At 69.5% G+C, this 11,513-nt stretch carries 7 protein-coding genes; 4 read left to right on the top strand and 3 right to left on the bottom strand.

From position 1 onward, the window contains the following. Nucleotides 1–42 precede the first annotated feature (42 nt). From OG589_RS43810 to OG589_RS43800, 3 genes are all read left to right on the top strand, one after another. Nucleotides 43–1,971 (top strand): LCP family protein, encoded by a 1,929-nt coding sequence (locus OG589_RS43810; protein ID WP_405144846.1) that lies wholly within the window; start codon nt 43–45, stop codon nt 1,969–1,971. Between the two features lie 223 nt (nt 1,972–2,194). After that, on the top strand, nt 2,195–3,826 hold the full coding sequence (locus OG589_RS43805) for an acyltransferase family protein (RefSeq protein ID WP_405144845.1): 1,632 nt from the start codon (nt 2,195–2,197) through the stop codon (nt 3,824–3,826). Nucleotides 3,827–3,928: 102 nt separating this feature from the next. Continuing rightward, nucleotides 3,929–5,044, top strand: coding sequence for a glycosyltransferase (locus OG589_RS43800; protein ID WP_405144844.1), 1,116 nt, complete (start codon nt 3,929–3,931; stop codon nt 5,042–5,044). Nucleotides 5,045–5,060: 16 nt separating this feature from the next. On the opposite strand, the gene OG589_RS43795 is transcribed toward OG589_RS43800, so the two are convergent. Continuing rightward, the gene (locus tag OG589_RS43795; RefSeq protein ID WP_405144843.1) at nt 5,061–6,299 is read right to left on the bottom strand and encodes an MFS transporter; all 1,239 of its coding nucleotides are present in this window, start codon (nt 6,297–6,299) and stop codon (nt 5,061–5,063) included. Between the two features lie 156 nt (nt 6,300–6,455). Between OG589_RS43795 and OG589_RS43790 the strand changes: the two genes are divergently transcribed. Continuing rightward, nucleotides 6,456–7,196 carry an acetoacetate decarboxylase family protein gene (locus tag OG589_RS43790; RefSeq protein WP_405144842.1) on the top strand — a complete coding sequence of 247 codons (741 nt, stop codon included), beginning with the start codon at nt 6,456–6,458 and terminating at the stop codon, nt 7,194–7,196. 164 nt (nt 7,197–7,360) lie between these two features. Here OG589_RS43790 and OG589_RS43785 read toward each other — a convergent pair whose 3' ends face one another. Both OG589_RS43785 and OG589_RS43780 read right to left on the bottom strand, forming a co-directional pair. Beyond that, complete coding sequence (locus OG589_RS43785; RefSeq protein WP_405144841.1) at nt 7,361–8,635, bottom strand: DUF222 domain-containing protein; 1,275 nt, start codon at nt 8,633–8,635, stop codon at nt 7,361–7,363. A 1,852-nt stretch (nt 8,636–10,487) separates the two neighbouring features. Next, nucleotides 10,488–11,366 carry a glycosyltransferase family 2 protein gene (locus tag OG589_RS43780; protein ID WP_405144840.1) on the bottom strand — a complete coding sequence of 293 codons (879 nt, stop codon included), beginning with the start codon at nt 11,364–11,366 and terminating at the stop codon, nt 10,488–10,490. Nucleotides 11,367–11,513 lie beyond the last annotated feature (147 nt).

Below are 11,513 nucleotides of genomic sequence, written 5' to 3'. Positions count from 1 at the left end.
ATGCTGCCCAGAAGCGGGCCGGTGACCTAACCTCATGACGAAATGAGCGAGCACCGACACGGCGCCACGGTCAGGGACCAACGTGCGGATCCGGGCCAGCCCGGCCGCAGGTCGAGCCGAGGCCGGGCGCCGGAACCCCCAGGCGGCCTCCCCCCTGCCGAGGCCGAGCGTCCCCGCCGCCGCCGGGCCGCCTCCCAGGGCCCGCAGGAGCCCGAGCCCCCCTACGGCCGGCAGGATGCCTACGGCGCGCAGGACGCGTACGGCGCGCAGGACGCCTACGGCTCCCGCGATCCCTACGGTGCGCGCGACGCCTACGGTTCCCAGGACCTCTACGGTGCGCCGGACGCCTACGGTGCGCAGGCCGCCCCGCCGGTCGAGGAGAAGCGCTCGCGCCGTAGGGCCGTCCCCGCCGAGCCCGCTCCCCCGCCGCCGGACGACCCCGGCCGGCGCGGGCGGCGCCGAGGCGGCAAGGGCCCCCGTGACCCGAACGGCGGTCGCATGCGGGTCATGGCCTACATCAGCATCGCGCTCACCGCCGTGCTGGTGCTGATCGCGCTGACCGGGTACACGCTCTACCGCAACGTGCTCGGCAACTTCAGCTTTGAGGACGTCACCCCCGACCTCAACGCCAACCGGCCCGTCAACTCCACCGGCGCGCTCAACGTCCTGCTCGTCGGGTCCGACTCCCGCGCGGGCGACAACAAGAAGTACGGCCAGCACATGGCCGGCGAGGGCGAGCGCACCGACACGATCATCCTCATGCACATCTCGCCGAACCGCGACAAGGCGACGCTGATCAGCTTCCCCCGCGACTCGATGGTGCAGATCCCGGCGTGCAAGAACGCGCAGACGAAGGTACCCCTCGCCCCCCGCCTCGACATGATCAACTCCGCCTTCAACGAGGGCGGCATGGCCTGCACGATCAACACGATCGAGGCGACCACCAACATCCGCGTCGACCACTACATCAAGGTCGACTTCACCGGCTTCAAGAGCATCGTCGACGCGCTCGGCGGCATCCAGATCTGCGTGCCATCGGCGGTCGACGACAAGCAGGCCAAGCTGCACCTCGACAAGGGCAAGCAGATCGTGAAGGGCGAGACCGCGCTCGCGTACGTGCGTGCGCGCCACTCCATGGGCGACGGCAGCGACATCAGCCGCATCAAGCGCCAGCAGATCTTCCTCTCACAGGTGGCCAAGAAGGCCACCAGCGGCGACACCCTGACCGACCCCGCCAAGCTCCTGAACCTCGTCACCGCCGCCGCCAAGTCGGTCGTGATGGACCCGCAGCTCGACGTCGACACCCTGATCCAGATCGCGCAGAGCGCCCGTAGCCTGACCGCCAAGGGTGTCAAGTTCGTCACGGTTCCCTGGGAGCCGTACCCCGCCAACAAGAACCGCGTGCAGTGGAAGCAGCCGGACGCCGGGAACATGTTCGAGTCGCTGCGCACCGACGTCGAGGTCACCCCGACGGCCAAGCCGAGCGCTGAGTCGTCCGCCTCGGCCGGGCCCGCCAAGCCGGCCATCAAGCCAGGTCAGGTGCGGATCCAGGTGGTCAACGGCACCAACACGGCGGGCAGGGCCAAGGAGGTCGCCGAGGCGCTGGCGGCCCAGGGCTTCAAGGTCACCCAGGTGGGCGACGCGCGCAAGCCCGACGGCACCGACCGGCCGCAGACCATGGTCCTTTACGCCAAGGGCTCGGCCGACGGCGCCGACTACGCCGCTCCCGTGGCCGCGAAGCTGATGACCAAGGTCACCCCCGCCGCCGGCAAGGTGACGGCCGGGCTCATCACCCCCTTCACCCCCACGGCGGCGCCCACGCCTTCCGCCGGTACGGCGGCCACGCCGCCGCCCGGCAGCCCGGTGATCCAGCTGGTCATCGGCGCCGACTTCAAGGGTGTCAAGGTGCCGGTCACCATCCCTGACAGCGCTCGCGTGGTCGACTCCAAGACGGACGTCTGCAGCACCTGAGCCGATCAAGGAAACGGCCCGGTCTCCCTGTGGGACCGGGCCGTTTCTCATGATTCCCCCAGGTCCAACTTCCGGCTCCGTCGCGACAATCCCTGACGAGGGCGTTATGGTGGATCACCTGGCAGGCGTGCCCGCACGCTCCATTCCGCCGCATCCTTCGAGGGCACCTACCAGTGTCAGAAGCTACCCCTGGTCTCCCGACAGATAGCTGAGCGTTTCCCCCGTGAGTGACACCAGATCCTCCTTCCAGGTTCCGGCTCCACGCACCGACGGCGTCTCCACCGACGCCGACGAGTCAGGGGCCACCGCCAGACGAGGACAGGCACCGACAGACCCTGCCCCGGAAACGGACGCCGGCGAGGATGCGCCGACGGCGCGCTGGCCCGTCCCCGACTACGCCGAGCCCCCTACGGGCGCGTGGGACCGGCAGCGGCCTCACTCCGGTGAGCACGCCCGGGAGCCCCTGTGGCCGGTCGCCGAGCAGGCCGCGAATGCCGCCAGAGATGGCGTCCACGCCCGGCCGGGCCAGCACACGGCCGAGGACGACCCCGAGACGTTCACCTTCGACAAACCGAAGTGGGACGAGCCGGCGTCCGGCGCTGCCGTGCGCGAGGCGCCCGCCGCACCGGTTCCCGCGTGGGAGGCGCCGCCGCAGCCGCAGGAGCTGCCTGAGGGCACCGCCTCCGACGGCTTCTCGTACTGGGAGCGGCGCCCGGTTCCTGATGCCTCTCCTGCGGCTTCCGCGGGGGCTCCGCCCGCCTGGGCCGGGCAGCCCGGTGTCCGGCAGCCCGGGCGCGCCCGCGAGGCCGCGTGGGACGACTCCACGCCCGAGGCAGAGGAGGCCCCCGCGCCCGCGCCGGTGAAGCGCCCGCGAGAGCCGTACCTCGACAACGTGAAGTTCGTGCTCATCGCGCTGGTCGCCACCGGGCACTCCCTGGTGCCCACGCTCGCGACGCACTCGGCCCGGTCGGCCTACCTGTTCATCTACGTGTTCCACATGCCGCTGTTCGTGCTCATCAGCGGTTACCTGAGCAGGAACTTCTGGAACTCCAACGCCAAGACGAACAAGCTCGTCGACACCTTCCTGGTGCCGTACGTGATCGTGGAGATCGGCTACGCCGCGCTCCGCTTCGCGCTCGGCCACAAGTGGAGCCTGACGATCATCGACCCGGCCTGGCTCAACTGGTACCTCCTCGCCCTGCTCCTCTGGCGGCTCTCCACGCCGGTGTGGAAGCGCATGCGCTATCCCCTGCCGATCGCGGTCGCCGTCTACCTGCTCGCCGGGCTGTCCGATCTGCCGGGTGACTTCAGCATGGACCGCTTCTTCGGTCTGATGCCGTTCTTCGTACTCGGCCTGTGGCTCCAGCCGCGCCACTTCGACATGCTGAACCACCTCTGGGTGAAGATCGTGTCGGCGGTGGTGCTCGTCGGGGCCGCCGGGGTGGCGATCCTGATCTCCAAGCGCGTGCCGCTCGGCCCGATCTACTTCAAGGACAGCTACGCCGAGCTCCACCTGTCATGGTGGATGGGCATGGGCATGCGCACGGCGCTGCTGATCGCCGCGCTGACCGTCTCGGTGGCGGTGCTGGCGCTGGTGCCGCGCAGGACCACGTGGTTCTCCGACCTCGGCACGCGCACGCTCTACTGCTACCTGCTCCACGGCGTTCCGGTGCTCATCGCCAAGGAGATGGGCTGGCTGAGCTTCCCGTGGCTGCACGGCCCGCTCGGCGTCATGGCCATCACGAGCAGTTGCTTCGCCCTGGCCATCATCTTGTGCCTGCCGGAGACCCGCACGGTCTTCAAGTGGCTGCTGGAGCCCCGCCTGGTCTGGCTCTACCGCAGGCCCTCCTCGTAGGGCCACCCGGCGACCGCCTCAGGGGCTGATGTTCAGCGGCATTTTCATTCTGATTCACGGTCCGCATCCGGGCAGGAAGGGAACGCCACCCAGCATCGACATATGAAGGTATGTGTCGGCACGATCGTCCACCACCCGGAGGACGCCCGGATCATGCATCGGCAGATCCGCGCGTTGCTCGACGCCGGGCACGAGGTCACCTACATCGCGCCGTTCACTCACTGCAACGTCACCCCGCCGCAGGAGATCCAGGCGATCGACGTGCCGCGCTCCGTGGGCCTGCGCAGGGGGCGCGCGCTCAACGCGGCGCGCATCGCGCTGAAGAAGGGCTCCAGGGACGCCGACCTGCTGCTCGTCCACGACATCGAGCTGCTGTTCGCCCTGCCCCGCCGCCGCCCCACGACCGTGTGGGACGTGCACGAGGACATCGTGGGCGCCCTGGACACCAAGCCCTACCTGTCCGACTCCGCGCGCCGGATGCTCCCGCACCTGATCAACAGCGTCGAGAGGCGGGCGGAGCGCCGCCTGCACCTGATCCTGGCCGAGGCCGCCTACCGCGACCGCTTCGCCGGGAACCACCCGGTCATCCCGAACACCACGTACGTGCCCGCCACGCCGCCGCCCCCGCCTGGCGAGAACCGCGTCGTCTACGTCGGCCACCTGTCCGAGGCCAGGGGCGTCGCCGAGATGGTGGAGCTGGCCCGCAGGCTCCGCCCGCACGGGATCCGCCTGGACCTGATCGGAGCCGCCGACGCGGCGGTGCGCCCGATGCTGCGGGACGCGCAGCGGGAGGGCCTGCTCGACTGGTTCGGGTACGTGCCGAACGACCACGCGCTGCGCATGGCCCAAGGCGCGCTGGCGGGGCTCTCGCTCCTGCACGACGTGCCCAACTACCGGCAGTCCCTGCCGACCAAGGTCATCGAGTACATGGCCAGGGGCGTCCCCGTGATCACCACCCCGCTGCCCATGGCCGCCTCGATCGTCGGGCGTACGGACTGCGGCATGATCGTTCCTTACGGCGACGTGGACGCGGCGGCGCAGGCCGTACTCCGCCTGCGGGACGACCCCGAGCGGCGGGCCGTGATGGCCGCCCGAGGGTACGCCGAGGCCCGTGGCCACTACCACTGGCCGGACCACGCGCGGGAGTTCGTCGCCAGGCTGGAGGAATGGGCCGTCCGCGTCCCCGCCTCCGCCGTCCACCGCGTCGTCCCCGCCTGACCCGGCCCCGCGGCCATCAGCGGACGGCGCCGGTGTCCTCTCCGGCCTGCTCGGCGACGGCCGGATGCCGGCGGGGCCGGCGTACCAGGTGCCGACCGAGAGCGAGCACCGCGACCAGCGCCAGCAGCCCGCACACGCCCGCCCACCCCAGAGTGGTGTAAGCGCGCACTCCCAGCCACGACCCGGCGCTGCCGCCGGCGAACGAGCACGTCATGTACGCGGTGTTGAGCCTGCTGCGGACCTCGGGACGCAGGGCGAAGATCCGCGCCTGATTGGCGGCCTGACCGCACTGCACCGCGATGTCGAGCAGCAGCATCCCCACCACCAGCGCGGCCAGGCCGATGGCGCCCCCAAAGCCGCCCGCCGTGAGCACGCCCGCCGCCACGATGGCCCCGAGGATGCAGGCCAGGTTGACCGGGTCAGGGCCGCGGCGGTCGACGTAGCGTCCGGCGGCGGGCGTGCAGAAGACGCTTCCCGCGCCCACGAGCGCGATCAGCCCCACCGCCTGGGCCCCGAGGCCGTACGCCGGCCCGCTGACGAGAAGGGCCAGGCTGGTCCACGCGGCGCTGAAGCCCCCGAACAGCGTCGCCCCGTAGAAGCACGAGCGCCGCAGATCCGGCTCCGTGCGCAGCAGGCGTAGCGACTCGGCCAGCAGGGACGGGTACCGCTGCCGCGACGGCGGGTTCGTCCTGGGCACGGCGAAGGCGAGGACCACCGCGAGCAGCAGCGCGAGTGCCGCGGCCACGACATACGGGGCCCGCCACCCCAGCCATTCGCCCACGGTCCCGCCGAACGTGCGGGCGAGCAGGATGCCGCCGAGTAGACCGCCCAGCAGCGTCCCGACTATGGCGCCCCGCCGGTCGTCGGCCACCAGTCCGGCCGCCATCGGCATGATGACCTGCGGGACGACCGTCGTCACCCCGACGACCGCGCCGGCGGCCACGAGGAAGGGAAGCGCGGGCGCGGCGCTCGCGGCCAGCAGGCCGAGGCCCGTGAGCGTGAGGAGGGTGACGATGAGAGGACGATGCGGCAGCCGGTCGCCCAGCGGGACCAGCAGGAAGATGCCGACCGCGTAGCCGATCTGCGTCGCGGTCGCCACCAGGGCGGCGGAGTCCGGCGACACGTGTAACCCGGCGGCGACGAGCGGGCTGATGGCCTGCGGGAAGTAGACGTTGGCCACGCTGACGCCGCAGGCGAGAGCCAGTATCAGCACCATGCGCCGGCCCAGGGGCGACCGGGGTACGTCGGGGGACACGCACACTCCTTCTCACAACCGATCCCCGCAATCTAGCGACCCCCCTGAACCCCGCCCGCACCTCCCCTCACCCCGCACGACCGTTCACCTCGTCGTTCCGTTCTGTCGTTCTTGTACGGCTGGCGCCCCGCAGCTCGGGTTGGTGTACTGGACGTTATGGCTAGCCATCTCATCCAAGGGCGCCGGGTCGATGTGCCGGTAGAGGTCAGGGATGCCACGATGTGCAGCGCGATGTACCTCGTGCGCGCGGACGCCGCCCGGGCGGTGCTCGCCTACGCCGATCTCGACGTCACCGAAGTGCTTCCCGGCAAGGCCCTGTGCACGCTGGCGTTCGTCCGTTATGGCGACAGCGACCTCGACTCCTACAACGAGTTCGGTGTGGCGTTCATGGTCCGCCCTCCGGAGGCCGGGCGCCTACCCACGCGCGGCATGCTGTCGGGGTTGAAGGATCTTCGCCTGAACGGCACCGGGGCGTTCATCCACTGGCTCCCCGTGGACCAGGGCTTCACCATGGAGGCCGGACGCACGATCTGGGGCTTCCCCAAGGAGCTCGCGGAGATCGACCTCCGGCTGACCTCGCCGTACAAGCGGTGCGTGCTGCGCAAGGACGGTCGCCTCGTCCTCGACCTGCTGATCCGTCCGGGGATGCCGGTGGTCGGCGCCCCGACCCCGATGGAGGCCTACTCCCGCCTCGACGGCGTGACCCGGCGCACCAGCTGGACAATGCGCCCCCACGGCGTACGCGCCCGCCCCGGCGGAGCTCTGATCAGACTCGGCAACCACCCCATCGCCAAGGAACTCAGCGAACTGGGCCTCCCCAAACGCGCCCTGATGACCACCACGGCCTCCCACCTCAAAATGACCTTCCACGCCCCGATTGAGCTCCCGCACTCCTGAGACGCTCGGGGTGCCGACGCCTTACCCACGTAGAGTCCTCCCCGAGCGTAGAGTCATCCCCGAGGGAGTGAGCTCTAGGGCGATCTTCAAGAACGCCTCGCTCAGGGGACTGCGTCCTGCGTCCTGCGACATCACCATCGTCTTCTGGCGCCGGAGTGCCGGGTCTATGTGCGGGGGTGCGGGCGGGGCTGCTGGCTGGGGTGGCGTCCGATGTAGGTGTAGGTCCAGCGGTCTTTTCCGGTGCGGTGGCGTTGGTAGCGGTCGGGGTGGCGGTAGCGGTCGCGGTTGTGGAACTGGCAGGCGGGGCCGAGGTTGGTCAGGTCGGTGGGTCCGCCGTGCGCCCAGCCGTCGGCGTGGTCGATCTGGCACATGGTGGCCGGTAGCGGGCAGCCCTGCACCCAGCAGGTCGCATACCGGGCGATCACCGCCCGCCGCTGGGCAGCCGTGGCCAGCCGTACCCGCCGTCCCATGTCCAGCACCTGGCCCTGGGCGTCCATCACGATCCGCACCAGAGCCGAGGTGCGCGCCAAACGGTGAACATCACCCACCGGCAACAACTGCCCGGTGCCCGGCAGCATCGCGGGCAGCCCGCGATCGGCCCGCTGCCCGCACGTCCCGCAAACACCATCACCGGCCCCGGCGCCCACTTCGGGCCCGGCATCCCCTTCATGCCCACCGGGTCCAACGAATCCAGCAGCGCCGGCAGGTTCAAGATGCCTGGTAGGTCCAGCCGGTCCGGGCTCCGTTTGGGTGTTCCGGGAGTCCGGCGCTGGGTGGGCAAGATCGTCAGGGAGGGAAGCGGCGTTGACCAGGACCAGCAGCTCGGTGGTGATCTGCTGTTCCAGCAGAGCGATGAACGCGTCGGCGTTGCGTACCCGCAGCGGGCGGTCATCACCCTCGGCCCGGGGTTTGGCGTAGGAGTCCAGCAGGGACTTGAGCCGGGCGGCGGCTTCACGCGGCAACCGGAACTCCCCCTCCATCCCACCCCAAGCACTCTCACGCACGACCAAGAAACGGGACGCATGATCCGCCTCGGCCTCACCGGCGGTCCCACCGGGGGTGAGCACCTCACGCAGGTAACGACCCGCCTTGGCCACCTCCGCCGGACTCGCCTCATCAGCCAGACCCAGCAGGATCGGCTCGGCCAGCCCCACCTGCTCGTCATTCAGGTGCGCGGTCGCGGCGCAGATCGCCGACACCATGCCCTCGCCCAGGGTGCCTGAGGCGAACCGGGCACGCACCCCATCAAGGCGGGCCAACTCCACCGCCAACCCCACCAGACGTCCAGCCCCGGGCATGCTCATCCCGCATGCAGAACGCAGCCACGTCTTGGTCGAGGCATGCCCCTGGGCCCGGGCCTCACCGGTCGCATGCACCCGGCCCACCCGCGCCGCGATCGCCGACACCAGCCGATCACGCGCGACCACCAGATCCTCCACCTCGGCCGCACAGACCGCCGCAGAGTCCGGCACCCGGCCAGCCGCCAACGCCCGAGCCGCCTCCCGTACCCGCCCCACCAACACCCACGACGCGGGCCCGCCGCCACTCTCCCCACCGTCCGCCTGGTCATCGCCACCAGCATCAGCAGGCCGGCCACCCGCATCCTCTCGGTCGCCAGTGTCAGCAGAGCCGACCCGCACGCCATCCCGCTCATTACCCAGACCCCGGTCAAACGGCTCGCGTACGCTGCCGGGCAGGTCACGGTCACGCAGGTCACGGTCACGCAGGTCACGGTCACGCAGGTCACGGTCACGCAGGTCACGGTCACGCAGGTCACGGTCACGCAGGTCACGGTCACGCAGGTCACGGTCACGCAGGTCACGGTCACGCAGGTCACGGTCACGCAGGTCACGGTCACGCAGGTCACGGTCACGCAGGTCACGGTCACGCAGGGAGGGAACATGCAGGGAGGGAGAACGCGGCGCCCGGTTGTGGCCGCCACGAGCTTGCCGGTCGCGATGGCTGGGGCCGGGCTGGGGGTCGGGTGGGGGGTCGGGTGGGTCATTCAGCGGAGGGAGGTCGCGTGCGGCGGACCCGTCGCTGGACCAGCCGGAGGAACGCGCTACCACCGCCTGCCACCACTCAGGGCCGAGCACACCCCCGCCCAGCGAACCCGGCTGCGGGTGCGATCGACCGAACCTCGAGACATCTGCCACCCGCCGCCACCCCCAAAGCGAATTCGAAAACCCGTACGAATATTTTCACATTCCAGAGTCACTCGCAACTCAAATTCCTGCCACCAACAAATAGCACCGAAAGCGAAATAGATAGTTATTGTCCACAAGAAAAACCATCACTATAATTATAGGCACCTGTCCGAGCTTGCCCCATTTAGCGCGGGTAATGCTCTACATCAAACGGGACGCCACCTGCAATCCCATCAGCAAAAGCACCGCTTCCCCACACCGGTCACACATTTCAGATACCGCGCCATCCATGCCATCTGAACAGCAGGTATGCCAACACGAACCCCGTCTGCGGCATAACGGACCACCCACCGACATGCTGGACGCAAACGAACCCCGTTAATGCCCGCTTTGTCACCCGGTAGATCAGCGGCACCTATCCACGTAATCCGACCGCTGGAGCCCAGCGGCAAGCCGACCACGTCGCCACGGCCATCGGCACCCTCGCTCTACTTCACACCGATTCAAAGAAGCCACATGGTCCCGACCGCCCAAACCACACCACCACAGGCCTGCACAGCGGGCGGAAGTCCGAGGGTGCGCTTTCCGTAGCGTCAACTTCTACGGTCGTCTGTGTGGCCGGATTAGTGAGATCGCCAAAGTCCTGGACGACCAGCTCGACCGAGTGACGACGCTACGGGCGCACCATCAGCGGCTGGTGCGGGAGCGCGACCGGTTCGACACGCTGGCCCATACCGTGAGCCGCACCATCGCCGAACCGCAGGCAGGAAAGGACGACAGAACGCCGAAGATCAACGAGCCGGAGAACCTGTTCGAGGGATTCGACGCCTCACACCACGGGTGTCGACGACCCACAGTGGCGATCGGTGTACGACCGGGTCGCCGACGGGCCGGCGGAGTACCAGGGTGACGCGATGGCCGTCTACGCCGGCGTCCGGCTGAGCTGACCACAGTTTGAGCTCACCACAGTTTGAGCTCACCACAGTTTGAGCTCACCACAGTTTGAGCTGACCACAGTTATGGCACCGCTGGAGGGGCTGCGGCCCCCGGCGGCGCTGCCGGATCCGTGCCGACCACGCCGCTGATCCGACCATCAGAACCGGCGAGGATCACAGCCGTACGAGGAGGCCACGGTCGTGACGGTTCAGACGATCGGGGGGCGGCCGAGGCGGAGCATGCGCCAGGCGGTGCGCCAGGCCATGGGGCGGCGCTCGCCCGCCGGCTCCCGGAGGCCTTCCTTGAAGCCCCGGAACCATGACTTGACCGCGACCGAGGAGCGCTCGCGCACCAGCGTCAGCACGGCCCAGTCGAGCAGGTAGAGCACCGCCAGCGCCCAGGGAAGGTTGCGGCGGGCCAGCCAGACCCGGTTGCGCGCGTTCAGCCGGTAGAAGTCGGCGTGGCGCGTGGGCGGCACCTGAGGGTGGTACATGACGGCGTCCGCGTCGTACTCGATGCGGTAGCCCTCGCCGAGGAGGCGCCAGGCGAGGTCGGTCTCCTCGTGGGCGTAGAAGAAGCGGCCCGGAAGGCCGCCGACCTGCAGGTAGGCCGAGCGTCTGATCGCGCAGGCGCCGCCCAGGAAGGTGGTCACCGGCGAGGAGCGCTGCGGGTCGCCGGCCCGCAGGCGGGGCACGTGGCGACGCTGGCCCACGCCGCCGTCGGGGTCCATGACGCGGAAGGAGATCACCGCGAGGTCGGGCTCGGCGGCGAACCGCTCACGGACGTGCGCGGCAAGCTTGTCGTCGGCGTACCAGCCGTCGTCGTCGAGGAACAGCACGACGTCGCCGGTGCACTCGCGAACGCCGTGGTTGCGGCCTTCGGGAATGCCGACGTTGTGCGGGATGCGCACGGTGCGCACGGAGGTGGCGCCGGGCATGGGGACCTCGGCGAGCTTGGGCACGTCGGCACCGTTGCCGACGACCACGACCTCGACGTCACCGTCGGTCTGGTTCAGCGCGGATTCGACGGCCCTGTCGAGCTCGGCGATCCGGTTGCCCATGGTGAGGATGACACACGAGATCTTCAACGCGTCATCGCCTCGACGCACGGAGAACGCATGGAGTCATGATCACCGAGTCTGTGTGAGCGGGCAATCCAGCTTGTGTCTGCATACTGCGAAATAAGGGTATCGGAACTGTCAGCGAACCCCCGCCAAACAGTAACTGTTGGCTTG

Source organism: Sphaerisporangium sp. NBC_01403 (assembly GCF_045040145.1).
GTDB lineage: Bacteria > Actinomycetota > Actinomycetes > Streptosporangiales > Streptosporangiaceae > Sphaerisporangium > Sphaerisporangium viridialbum.
This window is presented reverse-complemented; position numbering and strand designations above follow the sequence as displayed.